This window comes from Streptomyces sp. NBC_01335 (assembly GCF_035953295.1).
GTDB lineage: Bacteria > Actinomycetota > Actinomycetes > Streptomycetales > Streptomycetaceae > Streptomyces.
Genome location: NZ_CP108370.1, coordinates 5,373,793 through 5,394,988, shown reverse-complemented (window position 1 = coordinate 5,394,988; position 21,196 = coordinate 5,373,793). Strand labels below are relative to the sequence as shown.

Sequence of the window (21,196 nt, the reverse complement as noted above, 5' to 3'; positions counted from 1 at the left end):
CGGTTTCCGGTCAGGAGCCGCCGTTGATCTTGGCCTCGGTGACCGCGCCCGCGTCCACGCCCCACTTGGTGATGACCTTCTGGTACGTGCCGTCCTTGATGATCGCGTCCAGGGCCGACTGGATGGCCTTGGTGAGCTTGTCGTTGCCCTTGGCGACGGCGATGCCGTACGGGGCCGCCTCGACCTGCTCGCCGACGAGCTGGAAGTCCTTGCCGCCGCCGGAGGTCTTGACCGCGTAGGCGGCGACCGGGAAGTCGGAGGAACCGGCGTCGGCGCCGCCGGCGCGCAGCCGGGTCTGGGCCTCCAGGTCGTTGTCGAACGCCTCGATGGAGATCTCGCCCTTGGCGCCGCACTTGGCGCTCTCGGCCTTGGCGAGGTCGTGGGAGACCGTGCCGCGCTGGACGACCATCTTCTTGCCGCAGAGGTCCGCCCAGGTGGTGATGCCCTTGTCGTCGCCCTTCTTGGTGTAGATGGAGACACCGGCGGTGAAGTAGTCGACGAAGTCGACGCCTTCGCCGACCTTCTTGTTCGTCTCGGGGTCGACGCCGTCCTGGCGGTTCTTGGTGTCGGTCATGGCCGACATGGCCAGGTCGTAGCGCTTCGAACGCAGCCCCGTGAGCAGGGTGTCGAAGGTGCCGTTCTGGAAGACGAACTTCACCCCGAGCTGCTTGCCCAGCGCGTCGGCGAGGTCGGGGTCGATGCCGATGGTCCGGCCGTCGTCGCCCTTGAACTCGACCGGCGGGTAGGCGATGTCGGAGCCGACCTTGATCTCGCCCTTCTCCCTGATCGCCTGGGGCAGGAGGTCGACGAGCGGGGCGGAGGAGTCCGCCTTGTCCGAGGAGCCGGTCTGGTCTCCGCAGCCGGTCAGGATCAGCGCGCCGGCGACCGCGAGGGAGCCCACCGCAGCCAGACGGGACATGGCGGGCGTACAGCGGATGGTGCGAGCGGTCATGGTCGGAGTCCTCCGGCGGTGAGGGAGTGTCAAAAAGAAAGGGGCGCGTGAACGCATCTTCGAGTCCCGACACCCCGAGCGATTAGGGCATCTTGCCATCCGGAATAGCCCATTCAGGGGTCCAGCCATGTCAAAATCGGGTAACGGGCGACCCCCGAATCCCCAGAAGCCGACGGAACCGAACCGGACCATCTGTGGGAATTTCACCGTGAGACCGGAGAATCTCCGGAACGGCCGGATCGGCCCCACGACTCGTGTGCCGTACAACGGACTTGCCGCCGAGCGCGCGGGTCGTGCGGACTTGTCACACCATTCGCCCATGAACCACGTCACCGGGTCGAAAGAGACTCGTCCACGGCGGGCCCGGTCCGGTAAGAAAGACCTTTACACCCCTCATCCGGGGACCAGGACGCGTGTGCGGCGCGTCCGCGCGTACGAACGCTCTCTGCCGAGGCGGTCCAACCGCCGGCGCGGGGACGTACGCGGTGCCCACCCACCCCTCCTCGACCAGGAGCGGCAAACCCTCAGACGATGAAGACCTAAGGGGTCAGACAGCATGGCAGCGGAGATCGTCAATCCTCTCAACCACAGCACCGCCGGCAGCCGGGCCGGGGAGTCGAACGCGGCCGACGAGCCCTTCGATCCGGCCTTCGCGCTCCACCGCGGCGGGAAGATGGCCGTGCAGGCCACCGTGCCGATCCGCGACAAGGACGACCTGTCCCTCGCCTACACGCCGGGCGTCGCCAAGGTGTGCAGCGCCATCGCGGAGAACCCGGAGCTCGTCCACGACTACACCTGGAAGTCGCAGGTCGTGGCGGTCGTGACGGACGGCACGGCCGTCCTCGGTCTCGGGGACATCGGCCCCGAGGCGTCCCTCCCGGTGATGGAGGGCAAGGCCATCCTCTTCAAGCAGTTCGGCGGTGTGGACGCGGTGCCGATCGCGCTCGCCACCACGGACACGGACGAGATCGTGGAGACCGTCGTCCGGCTCGCACCCTCCTTCGGCGGGGTCAACCTGGAGGACATCTCGGCGCCCCGCTGCTTCGAGATCGAGCGCAGGCTCCAGGAGCGGCTGGACATCCCGGTCTTCCACGACGACCAGCACGGCACCGCCGTGGTGACGCTGGCTGCCCTGCGCAACGCGGCGAAGCTCTCCGGCCGGACCCTGGGCGACCTGCGCGGGGTCATCTCGGGTGCGGGCGCGGCCGGTGTCGCCATCGCGAAGTTCCTGCTGGCGGCGGGCATCGGTGACATCGCCGTCGCCGACCGCAAGGGCATTGTCAGCCGGGACCGCGAGGACCTCAGCGAGGTCAAGCGGGAGATCGCCGACCTCACCAACAAGGCGGGCATCTCCGGCCCGTTGGAGGACGCGCTGGCCGGCGCCGACGTCTTCATCGGCGTCTCCGGCGGTACGGTCCCCGAGCCGGCCGTCGCCTCGATGGCGCCGGGCGCGTACGTCTTCGCCATGGCCAACCCGAACCCCGAGGTCCACCCGGACATCGCGCACAAGTACGCGTCGGTCGTGGCCACCGGGCGTTCGGACTACCCGAACCAGATCAACAACGTGCTGGCCTTCCCCGGCATCTTCGCGGGCGCGCTCCAGGTCCGGGCCTCCCGGATCACCGAGGGCATGAAGATCGCCGCGGCGAACGCGCTGGCCGACGTGGTCGGCGACGAGCTGGCCGCGGAGTACGTGATCCCGTCGCCGTTCGACGAGCGGGTGGCCCCGGCGGTGACGGCCGCGGTCGCCGCCGCCGCGCGCGCCGAGGGCGTCGCCCGGCGCTGACGCCCCACGCCGCGTTCCGACGTAGGGAGCCCCGCTCCCCCGTATGACGGGGAGCGGGGCTCCGTACGTACAGAAGATGGTCAGTGGCTGCGGCGGGTGACGAACTCCGCGAGGGAGAGCAGGTCCCCGGCCGCCGCCAGGTCGGGCACGGCCCGGGAGAGGTGGTGGACCGCCCGGGACATCCGGTCGGCCGCCGTGACCTGCGCCCAGTCGCGCCCGCCCGCCCGCTCCACGGCGTCGGCGGCCCGGCGCACCTCGTCGGGTGCGCCGAGGGGGCCTTCGTAGAGCGCGGCCAGGTCGGCTGCCGCCGGGGTCCCCGAGGTGAGCGCGGCCACCACGGGCAGGGACTTCTTGTGGGCGGTGAGGTCCGCGCCGACCGGTTTGCCGGTGCGGGCCGGATCGCCCCAGATGCCGATCAGGTCGTCGATGAGCTGGAACGAGAGCCCCGACTCCCGGCCGAAGCCGTCCATCGCGCCGACCGACCGGTCCGAGGCACCCGCGTAGAGGGCGCCGACCGCGCAGGCGCAGCCGAGCAGGGCACCGGTCTTGGCCATGGCCATGGTGAGGCACTCGTCGAGGGTGACCTCCCGGGGGCCCCGTTCCTCGAAGGCGCAGTCGGCCTGCTGGCCGGCGCAGAGTTCGATGACGCAGGCGGTGAGCCGCGCCGTGGCGGGGCCCGAGGCGGGGTGGTCGTCGTCGGCGAGCAGCCGCAGGGCGAGGGCGAGCATGGCGTCGCCGGTGATGACGGCGTCCGGGATGCCGAAGACCGCCCAGGCGGTGGGCCGGTGGCGCCGGGTGGCGTCCTCGTCGATGACGTCGTCGTGGAGCAGGGTGAAGTTGTGCACGAGTTCGACGGCCACGGCGGCGCGCACCGCGCGCTCCGGGTCGCCGCCCAGCGCGCGGGCCGCGGCCAGCACCAGGGCGGGTCTGATGGCCTTGCCGGCCGGGCCCGAGGCGGGGCTGCCCTCGTTGCCTTCGGCGTCGGCCCAGCCGAAGTGGTACATCGCCACCCGGCGCATCCCGCCGGGCAGCGACGCCACCGCGGCGCGCAGGTGCGGGTCGACGACGGCCCGGGTCCGCTCCAGGAGCGCGGCGGCCTCGAAGCCCTCGGTCGCGGCGTCCGTACTCGTCATGGTCACGGTCACTCCCTCTGTCGCCGGTGAACCCCCGGTCCGGTTCTCCGTGGGCCGGGGGTGCGGGGTCGGTCGTACGCGCCGTGCGGCTCGTACGTGCCGTGCGGCTCGTACGGGCGGTGCGGTGGCGCGGGCATGGGCGAGGACCCCGGGCCCGGGCCGTGTCCGACGATGCGCGCCGCCCCGCCCGGCGGGAATCGTCGGACACGGCCTGGCTCCGGGGCCCACCGCGCGAGCCGTCAGTGCCAGCGGCTGACCTCCACGTTCTCCAGGACCCCGAGGGCGTCCGGGACGAGGATGGCGGCGGAGTAGTAGGCCGTGACCAGGTACGAGATGATCGCCTGCTCGTCGATGCCCATGAAGCGGACGGAGAGGCTCGGCTCGATCTCGTCCGGGAGGCCGGTCTGGTGGAGGCCGATGACGCCCTGCTCGGCCTCGCCGGTCCTCATGCAGATGATGGAGGTGGTGCGGGCCTCGGTGATCGGGATCTTGTTCGACGGGAAGATGGGCACCCCGCGCCAGGCCGGCACGTGGTGGCCGCCGACGTCCACGCTCTCCGGGACGAGTCCGCGCCGGTTGCACTCGCGGCCGAAGGCGGCGATGGCGCGGGGGTGGGCGAGGAAGAGCTTCGATCCGCGCCGCCGGGAGAGGAGTTCGTCCATGTCGTCGGGGCTGGGCACCCCGTCGTGCGGCTGGAGCCGCTGGCCGTAGTCGCAGTTGTTGAGGAGGCCGAACTCCCGGTTGTTGATGAGCTCGTGCTCCTGGCGCTCGCGGAGCGCCTCGACCGTGAGCCGCAACTGCTGCTCGGTCTGGTTCATCGGCTGGTTGTACAGGTCCGCGACGCGGCTGTGCACCTTCAGTACGGTCTGGGCGACGCTGAGTTCGTACTCGCGGGGCGCCGCGTCGTAGTCCACGAAGGTGTGCGGGACGACGGCTTCGCCGACGTGACCCGCGGAGAGGTCGATCGCCGCCTCGCCGTAGTTGTTGGTCCGCTGCTGCGGGATGGCGAGCAGTCCGGCGAGGTGGTCGCGGAGGGTGTCGACCCGCTCGGCGAGGTTGAGCACGTCGGAGCGGCTCAGCGTCAGCAGGGTGCAGGCGGTGGCCGCGCGGGTGGTGAACTCCCACTGCGCGTCGCCCTCCACCAGGGAGTGGTCGCCGAAGTAGGAGCCGTCCGCGAGGACTCCGAGCACCGTCTCGTCCCCGTAGGGGCCCGTGCCGATCTTCTCGACCCGGCCGTGCGCCAGCAGGTAGACCCGGTCCGCCGCGTCCCCCGAGGCCGCGATGACCTCCCCGGCGGCCACGTTGCGCTGCTCGCAGCGGCGGGCCAGCTCGGCGAGCGCCTCCTCGTCCGCGTACTCGCGGAGCGCGGGCAGTTCGCCGAGCTCCGCGGGGATGACGGCGACCCGGTCGCCGGTCTGCACGAAGGTCACCCGCCCGTCCCCGACCGAGTAGCTGAGCCGACGGTTCACCCGGTACGTACCGCCCTGTACCTGCACCCACGGCAGCGTCTTCAGCAGCCACCGGGAGGTGATCTCCTGCATCTGCGGCGCGGACTTGGTGGTCGTCGCGAGGTTCCTCGCAGCGGCCGTGCCGAGACTCTGCTGCGGCGGGCCCTGCGTGTCGCGAACCTCTTCACTGACGGACATCTGACGGGTCCTCTCGATCATGGACTGAGCTGCGTGAAGAAGCCTTTCAGCACGGAGTGTCGCTACGCCATTACACAAAAGAGTGCGACTAACCATGCTTGGATCTGGGCAAAGGGGCCGGACGGCGCTCGTCGCGTTCGATAACTTGCATCCTGGATGCCAGTTATCTACGGTGCCCTCATGCGACTGACGAGATTCACCGACGTGGCGCTGCGGGTCCTGATGCGCCTCGCCGTCGTGGAGAACGGCGAGGCGCCGACCACCCGCGAGGTGGCGGCGACCATGCGCGTGCCGTACACCCACACCGCCAAGGTGGTCGCCCGGCTCCAGCACCTCGGCCTGGTCGAGGCCCGCCGGGGACGCGGCGGCGGGCTCACCCTCACCGGGGCCGGCCGCACCGCCTCCGTCGGCGGCGTGGTCCGCGAACTCGAAGGCGCCGGGGACGTCGTGGAGTGCGAGGGGGAGACTCCCTGCCCGCTGCTCGCCGCCTGCCGGCTGCGCGGCGCCCTGCGCCGGGCCCAGGAGGCCTTCTTCGCGGAGCTGGACCCGGTCACCGTCACCGGACTCGTCGCCTCGCCCACCGGGCCCCTGCTCCTCGGCATCGCCGCGACCCGGCCGGACACCGGCTGAACCGACCCGCCCCCGCACCGGGTGCGCGCCCCACGGGCCGCACCGGACGCACGCACACACACGCACGCACGCACGCACGCACGCCACAAAATAGGCATCCTGCATACCAATTCAACATCCGAGGAGTCCCGATGCTCTCCGAGCCGTCGACCGCCACCGTCCGCGCCACCCTCCCCGCCGTCGGGGCCGCCATCGGGGACATCGCCGACCTCTTCTACCGGAAGCTCTTCGCCGCCCACCCCGAGCTGCTGAGGGACCTCTTCAACCGCGGCAACCAGGCCGCGGCCACCCAGCAGCGCGCCCTCGCCGGCTCGGTCGCCGCCTTCGCGACGATGCTGGTCGCACACCCGGACACCCGCCCCGACGTGATGCTGAGCCGGATCGCCCACAAGCACGCCTCCCTCGGCGTGACGGCCGCGCAGTACGAGGTGGTGCACACCCACCTCTTCGCCGCCATCGCGGAGGTGCTGGGCGACGCGGTCACCCCCGAGGTCGCCGCCGCCTGGGACGAGGTCTACTGGCTGATGGCCAACGCCCTGATCGCCTTCGAGGACCGGCTCTACGCGGAACGCGGTGTCGCCGCGGGCGAGGTCTGGCAGGAGTGGGAGGTCGCCGGACGCACGACGGAGACCGCCGACGTCACCACCTTCCGGCTCCTCCCCGCCGACGGCGCCCCGGCCCCGGCCTTCCGGCCCGGCCAGTACGTCTCCGTGCAGGTCGAACTCCCGGACGGCGCCCGCCAGATACGCCAGTACAGCCTCCGGGGCGCCCCGGACTCCCCGCTGCGTTCGATCGCCGTCAAGCGGGTGCACGACGGCGACGGGCCGGACGGCGAGGTCTCGGCGCACCTGCACGCGCACGTCCGCCCCGGCGACCGGCTGCGCGTCTCGCTGCCGTACGGGGACCTCGTCCTCGGCCCTCTCGGCGCGTCCCTCGACGCCGCACCGGCCGCCCCGCTGCTGCTCGCCTCGGCGGGGATCGGCTGCACCCCGATGCTGTCGTTCCTGGAGCACCTCGCTGCCACCGGCCACGACGGGCCGGTCACCGTGGTGCACGGGGACCGCTCCCCCGCCGACCACGCCCTGCGGCTCGACCATGCGCGGCTGACCACCGGCCTCAAGGACGGCTCCGCCCACTTCTGGTACGAGCGCCCCGAGGCCGGCCATCCCGCCGAGCGCACCGGACTGGTCGACCTCGGCGGCCTGACCGTCGCCCCCGGCACCCACGCCTACCTCTGCGGCCCGCTGCCCTTCATGCGCGCCGTACGGACCCAGCTGCTGGCCAAGGGCGTCCAGGCGGCGGACATCCACTACGAGGTGTTCGGGCCCGACCTCTGGCTCGCCCAGGACTGACCGGGCGCCGCCCGACCGCGCGGCGGGAGCGGCGGCGACACTGGAGGGGTGAGCCCGACCGACCCCGCCTCCCCCAGCCCCGGCCCCGCCGCCCCCGATTCCGCCGCCCCCGATTCCGCCTCCCCGCCCGTCCACGCCGTCCGCGGCACCTCCGCCCCGGACCCCGCGTCCGTACTCCGCCCCCGGCTGCCCTCCCCGCTGGTGGAGGTGGACGACGAGCGGTTCGCCCGGCAAGGGGTGACGCTGCTGCTCAAGCGGGACGACCTGATCCACCCGGACCTGCCGGGCAACAAGTGGCGCAAGCTGGCCCCCAACCTCGCGGACGGCGACGGGCGCCCGGTGCTGACCTTCGGCGGGGCGTACTCGAACCATCTGCGGGCGACCGCCGCCGCCGGGCGGCTGCTGGGCTTCGCCACCGTCGGGGTCGTACGCGGCGACGAACTCGCCGGCCGCCCGCTGAACCCCTCGCTCGCCCGGTGCGCGGCGGACGGGATGCGGCTGCACTTCGTGGACCGGGGGACGTACCGCGCGAAGGACGATCCCCGGGTGCTGGCCGCGCTGCTGGACCGCTTCGGGGACGCGCGGGTCATTCCGGAGGGCGGCAGCAACGCCCGGGCCGCACAGGGCTGTACGGAGCTCGGACGCGAGCTGCGGGGGCGTACCGAGGTCGCGGCCGTGGCCTGCGGCACCGGCGGCACCCTGGCGGGCTTGGCGGCCGGCCTGGACCCCGGCCAACGGGCCCTCGGCGTCGCGGTGCTGCGCGGCGGCTTCCTCACCGACGCGGTGCGGGGCCTCCAGCGCGAGGCGTTCGACGGCCCGGCCGGGCGGTGGTCGGTGGAGGACCGCTTCACCTTCGGCGGCTACGCCCGTACGACCCCGGAACTCCACGCCTTCGCCGACGACTTCGAGTACCGGCACGGGCTGCCGGTCGAGCGGATCTACGTGGCGAAGCTGCTGTACGCGCTGGTCCGGCTGGCCGCGGAGGGCGCGTACACCCCGGGCGCCCGGGTGACCGCGGTGATCACCGGACGCCCGGAGCCCGAACCGGAGCCCGAGCCGGTGCCGGTGCCGGAACGGGAGCCGGAGCCCGGGGCATAGCGCCCACCGGGATTCAGCCGACGGGATTCAGTCGGCGTCCGACTCCCGGTAGGCGGCGGCCTCTTCGAGGTCGAGGCGGCGCAGCAGGGTGCGGAGCATCTCGTCGTCGATGCGGCGGTCGTCGCGGAGGCGTACGAAGACCTCGCGCTCGGCCTCGATCATGTCGCGGGAGAGCCGGCGGTAGGTGTCGTCGGCGGACTCGCCGGTGAGCGGGTTGGCGGCACCGAGACGCTCCCAGACGGCGTTGCGGCGGCGTTCCATGACCGTGCGCAGCCGGTCGGCGAGGGGGCCGGGGAGGCTGTTGCGCTCGTCCGCGAGGAGGTCGTCCAGCCGTTGTTCGGCCGCCGTGGAGGCCTCGCTCTGGGCCTGCGCCTCGGCGAGCGTCTGGGCGTGCGGGTCGGGGCCGGGCAGCTTCAGCAGGCGGACCAGCAGCGGCAGGGAGAGCCCCTGGATGACCAGGGTGCCGATGACGGTGGTGAAGGTCAGGAAGAGCACCAGGTTGCGGGCGGGGAAGTGCTCGCCGTCCTCGGTGAAGGTTGGGATGGAGAAGGCGATGGCGAGGGAGACGACCCCGCGCATCCCGGCCCAGCCGACGATCAGCGGCGAGGTCCAGTTGGTCTCCGGCTCGCGTTCCCTGATGCGGGAGGAGAGCCGGCGGGGCAGGTAGGTGGAGGGGTAGACCCAGAGGAAGCGGACGACGACGACGGCGACGAAGACCGCGACGGCGTACCGCACGGCGTCCCACACGGCGTAGGTGCCCAGGCCCCGCAGCACGAAGGGCATCTGGAGCCCGATGAGGGCGAAGACGGCCGATTCCAGTACGAACGCGACCATCTTCCAGACGGCGGCCTCCTGGAGCCGGGTGGCGAAGTCGACCTGCCAGGACCGGTGTCCGAGGTAGAGGGCGACGACGACCACGGCGAGCACTCCGGAGGCGTGCACCCGCTCGGCCGCCGCGTAGGCGACGAAGGGGATCAGCAGGGAGAGGGTGTTCTGCAGCAGCGCCTCCTTGAGGTGGGTGCGCAGCCAGTGCAGCGGGACCATCAGCAGCAGGCCGACGAGGATGCCGCCCACCGAGGCGAGCAGGAACTCCCGTACCCCTTCGCCCCAGCTCATCCCGGCGCCCACGGCGGCGGCCAGGGCCACCTTGTAGGCGGTGATCGCGGTGGCGTCGTTCACCAGGGACTCGCCCTGGAGGATGGTGGTGACCCGGGCGGGCAGGCCGACCCGGCGCGCGATGGCGGCGGCGGTCACGGCGTCGGGCGGGGCGATGACCGCGCCGAGCACCAGGGCGGCGGGCAACGGCAGGTCCGGCACCAGAAGATAGGCGAGCCAGCCGACCGCGAGCGTGGCGAACAGCACGTACCCGACCGACAGCAGCGCGACGGGCCGGGCGTTGGCCCGCAGGTCCAGGTAGGAGCTGTCCACGGCGGCGGTGTACAGCAGGGGCGGCAGCAGCAGCGGCAGCACGATGTGCGCGTCGAGCGTGTACGGGGGCACCCCCGGCAGGTAGGCGGCCAGTAGTCCCACGGCTACCAGCAGCAGCGGGGCGGGCACCGGGGTGCGCCGCGCGGCTCCGGCTACCGCCGCACTGGCCGCGACCAGTGCGACCAGGGGCAATGCGTCCATCGGTCGGTCCTCACATCCGTCGTAACCTGGCCATCATGAGTGAGTGCCCGCACGTATCCGAACTGCCCCACCCCGAACCGACCCCGCTCAGTGACACCTGCGTGGAGTGCAGGGACGCCGGAACGCACCCGGTGCAACTGCGACTCTGCCTGACCTGCGGGCACGTCGGCTGCTGCGATTCGTCGCCGCTCAGGCACGGAACGGGACACGCCCGGGAGAGCGGCCACCCCGTGGTGCGGAGCTTCGAGCCGGGCGAGAGCTGGCGCTGGTGCTACGAGGACGGTTCGATCGTCTGACGTCTGGGTACGTCAAACCGGCGCCCGTTCTTCGGAATTGGGCGACGCCGGACTCCGCTGCCCGCGCCGGCGAGGTCCCTCCACGTCACGGGCGGACAAAGCCGGTCGCAGCAGTAGCGACTGTCAGCACCTCCGTGCCTACCATGTGTGACCCCCACCGGTTGGGCTCGCGGCGACACGGCATCATGGATCGCGATAGCGTCGCCCCGACCGAGAACCGACGACCGACCGAACGGTTCCGGACCTGATCCGGAACCTCGAACGAGTTTGTGCCACCTTGGAGGTGAGGGTGTCCCAGATCGCAGGCGAACCCGGGAACCAGGACTTCGTGGAGGTCCGGCTGCCCGCTGCGGGTGCCTACCTGTCGGTGCTGCGTACGGCCACGGCCGGCCTCGCGGCGCGCTTGGACTTCACTCTCGACGAGATCGAGGACCTCCGCATCGCGGTCGACGAGGCCTGCGCGATCCTGCTCCAGCAGGCCGTGCCGGGATCCGTCCTCAGCTGCGTGTTCCGGCTGGTGGACGACTCCCTCGAAGTGACCGTGTCGGCCCCGACCACGGACGGCCGGGCACCGGAGCGCGACACCTTCGCGTGGACGGTGCTCGCCGCGCTGGCCGGCAAGGTCGAGTCCACGGTCGCCGACGACCGGACGGTCAGCATCAGCCTCCACAAACAACGCGGCGCGGGACCCGGGCCGGCGTGAGCGACGGGAACGGGGACGGTGCTGTGCGGGACGATTCGATCCGACCAGGGGCGGCGCACCCCAATGCCGTCCCCGAGCAACAGGCCCGGCCGCACCCGGTGGACGGGGCGGGCGGTGCGGGCGAGCCCAGGATTGTCACGGTCGCGGCGGAGCAGGCGGAGCGGGCGGGCCAGATGAGCGAGCACGGGCATCACGATCCCAACGACCGCAGCGGTGCGCGGGCGCTCTTCGTCGTCCTCCGGGAACTGCCGGACGGTTCGCCGGAGAAGGCCGAACTGCGCAACCGGCTGGTCCGGATGCATCTGCCGCTGGTGGAGCATCTGGCGCGCCGGTTCCGTAACCGGGGCGAGCCGCTGGACGACCTCACGCAGGTCGCCACGATCGGCCTGATCAAGTCGGTGGACCGGTTCGATCCGGACCGGGGCGTGGAGTTCTCCACGTACGCGACGCCGACCGTCGTCGGCGAGATCAAGCGCCATTTCCGGGACAAGGGCTGGGCGGTGCGGGTGCCGCGCCGCCTCCAGGAGCTGCGGCTCTCGCTGACCACGGCGACCGCGGAGCTCTCCCAGCAGCACGGCCGCTCGCCGACCGTGCACGAGCTGGCGGAGCGGCTCGGCATCTCCGAGGAGGAGGTGCTGGAGGGGCTGGAATCGGCCAACGCCTACAGCACCCTCTCGCTGGACGTGCCGGACACGGACGACGAGTCGCCGGCCGTCGCGGACACGCTGGGCTCGGAGGACGAGGCGCTGGAGGGCGTCGAGTACCGCGAGTCCCTGAAGCCGCTGCTGGAGGGGCTGCCGCCGCGCGAGAAGCGGATCCTGCTGCTGCGGTTCTTCGGCAACATGACCCAGTCGCAGATCGCGCAGGAGGTCGGCATCTCCCAGATGCACGTCTCCCGGCTGCTGGCCCGCACCCTGGCCCAGCTGCGGGAGCGGCTGCTCGTGGAGGAGTGACGGCATGACGGAGGGCCCCGGAGACCGCTGCGGCCTCCGGGGCCCTCCGTCATGCCGTCGGTCGCCCGCTACCGGTCGTCGGAGGCCGGGCGCGGCCCCCGGGTGATGCCCAGCTCCCGGGTGGTCGCCGGGTTGAAGACCAGGACCAGCGCGGTGATCACGACGGCGGCGAGCACGATCCCGGTGGGGATCAGCGCGCCGTGGGACTTGAGCAGCGTGTAGGCGACGGGCACGCCCATGATCTGCGTGATGAGCGTGGGGCCCCGGCCCCAGCTGCGGCGCAGCAGCAGTCCGCGGGCACCGGCGAGCGGGATGAGGCCGAGCGCGATGAGGGTGGCTCCGCCTGTCACCGCCTGCGTGGGGCTCTCCGGCCGTCCGAGCAGCCCCATCACCAGCATGGAGAGACCGCCGGCGACGAGGGCCGCCCCTTCGAGGGCGGTGAGCGCGGCGAGGGCCTCGATGCGCCCCGGCTTCCCGGTCCGCTTCCCGGGCGCGGCCGCGGGCGCGGGGGACGGGGAGGGCGTGTTCGCTTGAGTACTCACGCCAGCCAGGTTGGCATCCTCGCGCCCGGAAAGCGAAGCCGGGGGCCGGTGCGCCGCTCCCCCGGCACGGCCGGTCACGCCGGGTGACCGGAACACGGACGGTCACGCTGGGTGAAGGCGTTGGGGAGGGACTGCTGCCCGGTACCGTCCGGTAGGTAGGCTGGCAGACATGCGCGCTCTCCTCGTGGTCAACCCCGCCGCCACCACCACCAGTGCGCGGACGCGCGACGTGCTCATCCACGCACTGGCGAGCGAGATGAAGATCGAGGCCGTGACCACGGAGTACCGGGGTCACGCCCGGGACCTGGGGCGCCGGGCCGCGGACTCCGGCTCCTTCGACCTGGTGGTCGCGCTCGGCGGCGACGGCACGGTGAACGAGGTCGTCAACGGACTGCTGGACCAGGGGCCCGACGACGGGCTGCCGAGTCTCGCGGTGGTCCCCGGCGGCTCGACCAACGTCTTCGCGCGGGCGCTCGGACTGCCCAACGACCCGGTGGAGGCGACCGGCGCGATCCTCCAGGCGCTGGCCGAGGACAGTTCGCGCACGGTGGGGCTGGGACGTGCGTTCGGTACGCCGGGCTCCGCCGACGAGGCGGTACCCGAACGTTGGTTCACCTTCTGCGCGGGTCTCGGCTTCGACGCCGGCGTGATCGGCCGGGTCGAACAGAAGCGCGAGGGCGGCAAGCGTTCGACCCACGCGCTGTACGTGCGCCAGGTGCTCCGGCAGTTCATCGACGAGCCGCACCGCCGCCAGGGCGTGATCACGCTGGAGGAGCCCGGCCAGGAGCCGGTGCACGAGCTCGCGCTGTCGATAATCTGCAACACCGCCCCCTGGACCTACCTGGGCAATCGCCCGATGTACGCCTCTCCGAAGGCGTCCTTCGACACCGGCCTGGACATCCTCGGCCTGAAGCGGCTCTCCACCACGCAGGTGGCCCGCTACGGCACCCAGCTGCTCACCTCCAGCCCCGACAAGGGTCCGCGCGGCAAGCACGTGGTTTCACGGCATGACCTCACGGACTTCACCTTGCATTCAAAGGTCCCGCTCCCCTTCCAGATGGACGGCGACCACCTGGGGCTGCGCACGAGCGTGACGTTCACAGGCGTACGCCGTGCACTGCGTGTGATTGTGTGAGCGGAAGGGCCCAAAGTCCTTTAACTCGAACGTTTGGGCTGGTTCCCACCCCTTAGAAGTACGGCTGTGACGGAGCCGACACCGAGGAATCAAAAAAAACTTTCCAGAAGGGGTTGTATCCGTCGCCGAGGTTTGCGAATCTCTACATGGCGATCGGGACGGCCCGCAGCATCGGCCTCCACTGAGAGCCAGAACCCCTCCCCACTGTGCAGACCACGACCAGTTCGTCTGGGCGTAGGCCCTTCACCTGCGGGGGGATTCGTGAAAGCGTTCACATTCACAAGCAACAAGCATGTAATACCAAGGAGAGGTAGCAGCCATGGACTGGCGTCACAACGCCGTTTGTCGTGAGGAAGACCCCGAGCTGTTCTTCCCCATCGGCAACACCGGTCCTGCGCTGCTGCAGATCGAGGAAGCCAAGGCCGTCTGCCGTCGCTGCCCCGTCATGGAGCAGTGCCTGCAGTGGGCGCTCGAGTCCGGCCAGGACTCCGGCGTCTGGGGTGGCCTCAGCGAGGACGAGCGCCGCGCCATGAAGCGCCGTGCCGCTCGCAACCGGGCGCGCAACGCCAGCGCCTGATTCGACGCCCCCGCGACAAAGCCTCAGCCCGGCGGCGCGTACGCAGCGTACGCACAGCCCCGCCTTCGAGTCGCAGCGCGCAGTACCCCGAAGCGCAGAAGAACGTGCTTGAACCGGAAGGCCCGGACCGTCACCACGGTCCGGGCCTTCCGGTGTTCCGGGGGAACCCACCGCCGTCGGGGCCGGGGGGCTCCCGCCGACGGGCGTTCCCGGCGTGAGTCCTGCCGGCGTGAGTCCTGCCGGCGGGAGCTCTACCGGTCCGCGCTGACCGGGAGGTCGAGCAGCACCTGGGTGCCGCGCTCCGGCGCGGGCACCATGTCGAAGGTGCCGCCGAGCTCGCCCTCGACCAGGGTCCGGACGATCTGGAGGCCGAGGTTCCCGGCCTTCCTCGGGTCGAAGCCCTCGGGGAGGCCGCAGCCGTCGTCCTGCACGGTGATGAGCAGGCGGTTGTCCTGGGAGGAGCCGCCCCGCACCGCGGAGACCTCGACCGTGCCACTGTCGCCCTCGCTGAACGCGTGTTCCAGGGCGTTCTGGAGGACTTCGGTCAGCACCATCGAGAGCGGGGTGGCCACGTCGGCGTCGAGGATGCCGAAGCGCCCGGTGCGCCGGCAGGTGACCTTGCCGGGCGAGATCTCGGCGACCATCGAGATGACCCGGTCGGCGATCTCGTCGAACTCGACGCGCTCGTCCAGATTCTGGGACAGCGTCTCATGGACGATGGCGATCGAACCGACGCGCCGAACCGCCTCGTTGAGCGCCTCGCGCCCCCGTACGGAGTCCATCCGGCGGGCCTGGAGGCGCAACAGGGCGGCCACCGTCTGGAGGTTGTTCTTGACCCGGTGGTGGATCTCCCGGATGGTCGCGTCCTTGGTTATCAACTCGCGCTCGCGGCGGCGCAGTTCCGTGACGTCCCGGAGCAGCACCAGCGAGCCGATCCGGACGCCCTTGGGCTTGAGCGGGATCGCCCGGAACTGGATGACGCCGCTCGTGCACTCCACCTCGAACTCGCGGGGCGCGTAACCGCTCGCGACCTTGGCCAGGGCTTCGTCCACCGGCCCCCTGGACGGGGCGAGTTCGGCGGTGGTCTGGCCGAGGTGGAGGCCGACGATGTCGGAGGCGAGGCCGAGGCGGTGGTAGGCGGAGAGGCCGTTGGGGCTGGCGTACTGGACGATCCCGTCGGCGTCGAGCCGGATGAGGCCGTCGCCGACGCGCGGCGAGGCGTCCATGTCGACCTGCTGACCGGGGAAGGGGAAGGCCCCGGTGGCGATCATCTGGGCGAGGTCGGCGGCGGACTGGAGATAGGTGAGTTCCAGCCGGGAAGGGGTCCGCACGGTCAGCAGGTTGGTGTTGCGCGCGATCACGCCGAGGACCCGGCCTTCGCGGCGGACCGGGATGGACTCGACCCGTACCGGCACCTCCTCCCGCCACTCCGGGTCGCCCTCGCGCACGATCCGGCCCTCGTCGAGGGCGGCGTCCAGCAGGGGACGGCGGCCGCGCGGCACCAGGTGGCCGACCATGTCGTCCTGGTAGGAGGTCGGTCCGGTGTTGGGGCGCATCTGCGCGACGGAGACGTACCGCGTCCCGTCCCGGGTGGGGACCCAGAGGACGAGGTCGGCGAAGGACAGGTCGGAGAGCAGCTGCCACTCCGAGACCAGCAGGTGGAGCCATTCGAGATCGGTGTCGCTCAGGGCTGTGTGCTGGCGGACGAGGTCGTTCATGGAGGGCACATGTGCGAGCGTACCCGTGGATACCGAGAGGTTCCGAACCGAGCGCCGCCCCGCTCGGCGACGGGGAGCCGGGCGGGGAACGCGGCGGGGAGCGGGCGGGGAGCGCGCACCCCGTGTACAGAAGGGCTCCGGGCCGCGAGAATCGGTACCGCGCCTGCAGAATCGATACCGCAGACGCATGGACACCGACAAATGGTCTAGTCCACAATGCAGGGACAAGAACCTCCGCCCTCCCCGCACAGGAGGACGGACCGAGGCACCCGCGCTCTCTGCCCTGATCGCGCCCGTGCCTCGTACGGCCGGAGGCACCGCACACCGCCGGCCGAGCAGCTCCGGGCTGCGGTGCCGGGCGGGCCGAGGGTCCCTCCCGGTGCCGCGGCCCGCGGGTCGGCGGCGCGCTGCTCCGCGCCCGGCGCGGGCGTACCGGGGCCCCGCAGGCCCGCGACCCGGATCCCGGCCCCCCGTCGGCCCCGCATCCCGCCCCCGTCGACGCCCGCACCGGAACCCGGCCGGCTCCCCCGCGCACAGGGGCCTTCCGTCCAGGTCGCGCGCCCTGCGCATCTGCGGACAATTGACACAAGTCGCCCCCGGCCGCACGATGCCCGGCAGCCGGAGCCCAGGACGATGATCAAAAGCGGAAACCACCTGTTCCAGAGGCGTCGGACTCTGTTAAATTTGGACCGGATTGGTCTATACCACATACGTCGTCACTGATCAGATCGGCAGGCACAGCGTGGAAGTTGTCATCGTCCCGGACGCAGCGGCAGGCGGCGAGCTCATCGCGGAGGCCATGGGCGCGCTGCTGAGGCGCAAGCCCTACGCCCTGCTCGGCGTCGCCACCGGCTCGACCCCGCTGCCCATCTACCGGTCCCTGGCCGAAAAGGTGCGCTCGGGCGCGGTGGACGCGTCCCGCGCCCGGATCTGCCAGCTGGACGAGTACGTCGGGCTCCCCGCCGGGCACCCGGAGTCCTACCGCTCGGTCGTGCTGCGCGAGGTCGTCGAGCCGCTCGGCCTGACCGAGTCCTCCTTCATGGGCCCGGACGGCTCGGCCGAGGACGTCCAGGCCGCCTGCGAGGCGTACGACCGGGCGCTGACCGAGGCCGGCGGCGTCGACCTCCAGCTGCTCGGCATCGGCACCGACGGGCACATCGGGTTCAACGAGCCCTGCTCCTCGCTCGCCTCGCGCACCCGGATCAAGACGCTCACCGAGCAGACCCGGGTGGACAACGCCCGCTTCTTCGACGACGACATCGAGCAGGTGCCGCACCACGTCATCACCCAGGGCATCGGCACCATCCTGGAGTCGCGGCACGCGATCCTGCTGGCCACCGGCGAGGGCAAGGCCGACGCGGTCGCGCAGACCGTGGAGGGGCCGGTCGCCTCGGTCGTGCCCGCCTCCGCGCTCCAACTCCACCCGCACGCCACGGTCGTGGTCGACGAGGCCGCCGCCTCCAAGCTGAAGCTGGCCGACTACTTCCGGCACACCTTCGCCTCCAAGCCCTCCTGGCAGGGGCTGTAGGACCGGCGGCACACACCGAAGAGGGGGCACACACCGAAGAGGCGGCACACGCCGAAGAGGGGCCGGTCACCTGGTGACCGGCCCCTCCTGCACGCGATGCGCGCCGTCACGCCCCGGTGAGGGCCTCCGCCGCGGCGATGCCGCAGACGCGGGCGGCGCCGTGCGTCTCCACGTACAGCCCGCCCCTCGGCGCGGAGTACGGCAGGCCCATCTCGACGACGACCGTGTCGGGACGGGCCGCGAGCAGGGCGTCGACCGCCGCCGCCATCCAGGCGTGCCGGTGGGCGTCGCGGACGACCGCGACCACGCGCCGCTCCCCCGCGGCCCGCAGCACGTCCGCCACCGGGTCCGCGTCGTCGCGTCGGCAGGTCGCGGCGGTGGTGCCGGGCAGCAGGCGCGTCAGCTCGGCGGCCACGCCCCACGGGGTCTCGCCGCCGACGGCGATGTTGGCCACCGGGGTGAAGGCGGCGACGTGGACCGGGGCGTCGAGCCGGGGCCCGTCGCCGGTCACCCGTACCGCCCTGCGGGCAGCGACGAGGCCGATGTTCGCGTCGTGCCCGTCGGGCCGTCCGGTCGCGGTGCCGGGCGCGGTCCCCTCCTGCACTGCCGCGCCCGGCACCGAAACCGCCCCCCTCGCACCGCGCGTCCAGGACGCGAGTGCCCGTACTCGTGCGGCTGCGTCGGCGAGCCGCTCCTCGGCCAGCTCCCCGCCGCGCACCGCGGCGACCAGCGCGTCGCGCAGCCGCTCCACCGTGGCGTCGTCCTCCAGCCCGCCGCCGACGCACAGCGCGTCGGCGCCGGCCGCGATCGCGAGGACCGAGCCGCGCTCGATGCCGTACGTCGCCGCGATGGCCTGCATCTCCACCGCGTCGGTGACGATGAGTCCCTCGTACCCGAGTTCACCGCGGAGCAGACCGGTGAGGATCTGCGGGCTGAGCGTCGCGGGACGGTCCGGGTCGAGCGCGGGGAGCAGGATGTGCGCGCTCATCACCGACTTCGACCCGGCCGCGATGGCGGCCTTGAAGGGCACCAGTTCGCGGGCGTGCAGGGTCTCCAGGTCGACGTCGATCCGGGGCAGCGCGTGGTGCGAGTCGACGGCGGTGTCGCCGTGGCCGGGGAAGTGCTTGGTGCAGGCGGCGACCCCGGCGGCCTGGATGCCCTCGACGTACGCGGCGGTGTGCCGGGCCACCAGGGCGGGGTCGGCGCCGAAGGAGCGTACGCCGATGACCGGGTTGGCCGGGTTGGAGTTGACGTCGCCGGAGGGCGCCCAGTTGAGGTTGACGCCGCACTCGATGAGCCGGCGGCCCAGCTCGTGGGCGACGGCCCGGGTCAGCGCGGTGTCGTCCACCGAGCCGAGGGCGTGGTTCCCGGGGAAGGAGGAACCGTCGCGCACTTCGAGGCGCGTGACGTCGCCGCCCTCCTCGTCGATGGCGACCAGCACGTCGTCGCGCTCGGCCCGCAGCTGGGCGGTGAGTGCGGCGAGCTGCTCGGGCGTGACGATGTTGCGGCCGAACAGGCCGACGGAGGTGAGCCCTTCGCCGACGCGGCGCAGCAGCCAGTCCGGCGCGGTGGTGCCGGTGAAGCCGGGCTGGAGGACGGCGAGCGCGTCGCGGGTGATGGTGTCGTTGGTGGAGACGAGCGTGGTCATCTGCGTCGTCATCCCTTCACTGCGCCGGAGGTGAGCCCCGTGGCCATGTACTTCTGGACCAGGAGGAAGAAGGCCACCACCGGGATCGCGATCATGGTCGAGGCGGCCATCAGCGCGCCGTAGTCGATGCCGCGGGAGGTGGTGAAGTTCATCAGCCACACGTTGAGCGTGTACTTGTCGTTGTCCTGGAGGACGACGTAGGCGAGGAGGTACTCGTTCCAGGCGGTGATCAGGGAGAAGATCGCCGCGGCGGCCAGCCCGGGGGCGAGCAGCGGGAAGGTGATCCGCCAGAAGGCGCCCATCCGGCTGCAGCCGTCCACCATCGCGGACTCCTCCAGCTCCTGGGGGATGTTGATCACGAAGCCGCGGATCATCCAGGTGGCGAAGGGCAGGGTGGAGACGAGGTAGATGACGATGACGCCCCAGTACTCGTTCAGCCCGCCGAGGTCGTTCAGCTGGATGTAGATGGGTATGAGCATCGCCGTCGGGGGCAGCAGCTGCACGACGAGCAGCACGATCATGAAGAACTTGCGGCCCCGGAACTGGAAGCGGCCGATGGCGAAGGCGGCGATCGTGGCGAGGAGCATGCCGACGACGACGGCGACGCCGCAGACGATGAGGCTGGACTCGATCGCGGTGCCGAAGTTCGGCTGGTCGATGGCGCGGGAGAAGTTGTCGAAGGTGATCGACGTCGGCCACAGCGTCTGGTCGTAGCTGCGGATCTCCGCGTTGGGGCGCAGCGAGCTGATGACCAGCCAGTAGACCGGGAAGGCCATCAGGACGAAGGCGATCAGGCCCAGGGCGTTGTAGACGAGACGGTTCTTCTTGCGGTCCGGGCGGTAAACCTGGGGGGTGGAGGTGCTCACTCGACCTCTCCGATCTTGAGCAGCTGGCGCAGGTAGTACACGGCGACGCCGGACAGCAGCAGGACCGTGATGAGCGAGATCGCCGCGCCCTGGCTGAACGAGTTGGACTCGAAGGCCTTCTCGAACGAGTAGATGCCGAGGACGGAGTACTCGGGCTCGGGCTTGTTGCCGCGCATCAGGAAGATCTGGCCGAAGACGTTGAAGTCCCAGAGCACGGAGAGCGTGGCGACCATCTGGAAGACCGGCTTGATGACGGGCCAGGTGACGTAGCGAAAGATGCCGGTCACGGTGGCGCCGTCGAGCGAGGCCGCCTCCTCCAGTTCCTTGGGGACCTGGGTGAGTGCCGCGTAGAGGGTGACGGACACGAAGGGGATGGCTCCCCAGACGACGACCGCGCCGATGATGACGAAGCCCTGCTTGGGGTCGAGGAACCAGTTGTGGCCCTGCGCGTCGATCCCGAGGTACTTGGTCAGCACCATGTTGAGGACGCCGTAGTCGGAGTCGGCGAACCAGCGGAAGATCGAGGTGGCGACCAGCAGCGGCATGGACCAGGCGGCGACGAGTGCCGCGGTCAGCAGCAGGCGCACCCAGGTCGACATGCGCTGCATGATCATGGAGAGCCCGAGGCCGCCGGCCATGGTGACGGCGACGCAGACGACCATGAAGATGATGGTCCGCCAGACGACGTCCCAGAACTCGCCGTCGCCCAGGATGCTGGTGAACTGGTCGAACCCCACCCAGGGGGCGGCCGATCCGGACCACAGTTCACGGCGGCCCACGTCCTGGAAGGACATGATGACCGTCTTGATGAAGGGCCAGACGAAGACGGCGGCGATGGCGACGAACGCCGGGGCTATCAGGAGGTACGGCAGCAGAGCGCCGGCCTTCCGCGGTTTACGGGTCACGCTCTTCGAGGGCTGGGATGGAGCGCCCTCGGGGGCCCGCAGGACGGACACCGGCGGGTCGGCTGCTTTCATGTCGGCGGCACTCACTGTGCGGGCCTT

Annotated in this window: 19 protein-coding genes; 10 read left to right on the top strand and 9 right to left on the bottom strand. The window is 71.5% G+C overall.

The genetic code is table 11. From position 1 onward, the window contains the following. Positions 1–10 precede the first annotated feature (10 nt). Positions 11–952: an ABC transporter substrate-binding protein gene (locus OG599_RS23320; RefSeq protein WP_327177921.1), complete on the bottom strand. Its 942-nt coding sequence runs from the start codon at positions 950–952 to the stop codon at positions 11–13. A 556-nt stretch (positions 953–1,508) separates the two neighbouring features. On the opposite strand from OG599_RS23320, the gene OG599_RS23315 reads away from it, so the two are divergent. Continuing rightward, positions 1,509–2,738, top strand: coding sequence for an NAD(P)-dependent malic enzyme (locus tag OG599_RS23315; RefSeq protein WP_327177920.1), 1,230 nt, complete (start codon positions 1,509–1,511; stop codon positions 2,736–2,738). Positions 2,739–2,818: 80 nt separating this feature from the next. Here the strand turns inward: OG599_RS23315 and OG599_RS23310 are convergent, their stop codons facing one another. Together OG599_RS23310 and OG599_RS23305 are read right to left on the bottom strand one after the other, a co-directional pair. Beyond that, a complete protein-coding gene (locus OG599_RS23310) occupies positions 2,819–3,871 on the bottom strand; it encodes a family 2 encapsulin nanocompartment cargo protein polyprenyl transferase (protein ID WP_327177919.1) in 1,053 nt (350 codons plus the stop codon). A gap of 239 nt (positions 3,872–4,110) precedes the next feature. Beyond that, positions 4,111–5,517, bottom strand: a complete 1,407-nt coding sequence (locus OG599_RS23305; protein WP_327177918.1) for a family 2B encapsulin nanocompartment shell protein — start codon at positions 5,515–5,517, stop codon at positions 4,111–4,113. Positions 5,518–5,697: 180 nt separating this feature from the next. Here OG599_RS23305 and OG599_RS23300 point away from each other — a divergent pair, with 180 nt between their 5' ends. The 3 genes from OG599_RS23300 (at position 5,698) to OG599_RS23290 (ending at position 8,597) form a co-directional block, all read left to right on the top strand. Then, the gene (locus tag OG599_RS23300) at positions 5,698–6,147 is read left to right on the top strand and encodes an Rrf2 family transcriptional regulator (RefSeq protein WP_327177917.1); all 450 of its coding nucleotides are present in this window, start codon (positions 5,698–5,700) and stop codon (positions 6,145–6,147) included. Between the two features lie 131 nt (positions 6,148–6,278). Continuing rightward, positions 6,279–7,499 (top strand): globin domain-containing protein, encoded by a 1,221-nt coding sequence (locus OG599_RS23295; RefSeq protein WP_327177916.1) that lies wholly within the window; start codon positions 6,279–6,281, stop codon positions 7,497–7,499. Positions 7,500–7,685: 186 nt separating this feature from the next. After that, positions 7,686–8,597: a 1-aminocyclopropane-1-carboxylate deaminase/D-cysteine desulfhydrase gene (locus tag OG599_RS23290; RefSeq protein ID WP_327180157.1), complete on the top strand. Its 912-nt coding sequence runs from the start codon at positions 7,686–7,688 to the stop codon at positions 8,595–8,597. A gap of 27 nt (positions 8,598–8,624) precedes the next feature. Here OG599_RS23290 and OG599_RS23285 read toward each other — a convergent pair whose 3' ends face one another. Then, the gene (locus tag OG599_RS23285; RefSeq protein ID WP_327177915.1) at positions 8,625–10,226 is read right to left on the bottom strand and encodes a Na+/H+ antiporter; all 1,602 of its coding nucleotides are present in this window, start codon (positions 10,224–10,226) and stop codon (positions 8,625–8,627) included. Positions 10,227–10,261: 35 nt separating this feature from the next. On the opposite strand from OG599_RS23285, the gene OG599_RS23280 reads away from it, so the two are divergent. From OG599_RS23280 to OG599_RS23270, 3 genes are all read left to right on the top strand, one after another. After that, positions 10,262–10,522 (top strand): UBP-type zinc finger domain-containing protein, encoded by a 261-nt coding sequence (locus OG599_RS23280; protein WP_327177914.1) that lies wholly within the window; start codon positions 10,262–10,264, stop codon positions 10,520–10,522. A 289-nt stretch (positions 10,523–10,811) separates the two neighbouring features. Continuing rightward, positions 10,812–11,225 (top strand): anti-sigma regulatory factor, encoded by a 414-nt coding sequence (locus tag OG599_RS23275; protein ID WP_266708962.1) that lies wholly within the window; start codon positions 10,812–10,814, stop codon positions 11,223–11,225. Positions 11,226–11,248: 23 nt separating this feature from the next. Next, positions 11,249–12,178, top strand: coding sequence for an RNA polymerase sigma factor SigF (locus OG599_RS23270; protein WP_327177913.1), 930 nt, complete (start codon positions 11,249–11,251; stop codon positions 12,176–12,178). 68 nt (positions 12,179–12,246) lie between these two features. On the opposite strand, the gene OG599_RS23265 is transcribed toward OG599_RS23270, so the two are convergent. Next, positions 12,247–12,720, bottom strand: a complete 474-nt coding sequence (locus OG599_RS23265; protein WP_327177912.1) for a hypothetical protein — start codon at positions 12,718–12,720, stop codon at positions 12,247–12,249. Positions 12,721–12,889: 169 nt separating this feature from the next. Between OG599_RS23265 and OG599_RS23260 the strand changes: the two genes are divergently transcribed. Next, complete coding sequence (locus OG599_RS23260) at positions 12,890–13,855, top strand: diacylglycerol/lipid kinase family protein (RefSeq protein WP_327177911.1); 966 nt, start codon at positions 12,890–12,892, stop codon at positions 13,853–13,855. Positions 13,856–14,174: 319 nt separating this feature from the next. Next, positions 14,175–14,432 (top strand): WhiB family transcriptional regulator, encoded by a 258-nt coding sequence (locus OG599_RS23255; protein ID WP_003953983.1) that lies wholly within the window; start codon positions 14,175–14,177, stop codon positions 14,430–14,432. 251 nt (positions 14,433–14,683) lie between these two features. Here the strand turns inward: OG599_RS23255 and OG599_RS23250 are convergent, their stop codons facing one another. Then, a complete protein-coding gene (locus tag OG599_RS23250) occupies positions 14,684–16,150 on the bottom strand; it encodes a sensor histidine kinase (RefSeq protein ID WP_327180156.1) in 1,467 nt (488 codons plus the stop codon). A gap of 742 nt (positions 16,151–16,892) precedes the next feature. On the opposite strand from OG599_RS23250, the gene nagB reads away from it, so the two are divergent. Then, positions 16,893–17,678 (top strand): glucosamine-6-phosphate deaminase, encoded by a 786-nt coding sequence (gene nagB, locus OG599_RS23245; protein WP_327180155.1) that lies wholly within the window; start codon positions 16,893–16,895, stop codon positions 17,676–17,678. Positions 17,679–17,784: 106 nt separating this feature from the next. On the opposite strand, the gene OG599_RS23240 is transcribed toward nagB, so the two are convergent. Genes OG599_RS23240 through OG599_RS23230 form a run of 3 tightly spaced genes read right to left on the bottom strand, consistent with a single transcriptional unit; the run spans position 17,785 to position 21,184 of the window. After that, positions 17,785–19,326 carry a glycoside hydrolase family 3 protein gene (locus OG599_RS23240; protein WP_327180154.1) on the bottom strand — a complete coding sequence of 514 codons (1,542 nt, stop codon included), beginning with the start codon at positions 19,324–19,326 and terminating at the stop codon, positions 17,785–17,787. 8 nt (positions 19,327–19,334) lie between these two features. Beyond that, positions 19,335–20,192 carry a carbohydrate ABC transporter permease gene (locus tag OG599_RS23235; protein ID WP_327177910.1) on the bottom strand — a complete coding sequence of 286 codons (858 nt, stop codon included), beginning with the start codon at positions 20,190–20,192 and terminating at the stop codon, positions 19,335–19,337. Next, entirely contained in the window at positions 20,189–21,184 is a 996-nt protein-coding gene (locus tag OG599_RS23230; RefSeq protein WP_327177909.1) for a carbohydrate ABC transporter permease, read from the bottom strand. The genes OG599_RS23235 and OG599_RS23230 overlap by 4 nt, the downstream gene beginning before the upstream one ends. Positions 21,185–21,196 lie beyond the last annotated feature (12 nt).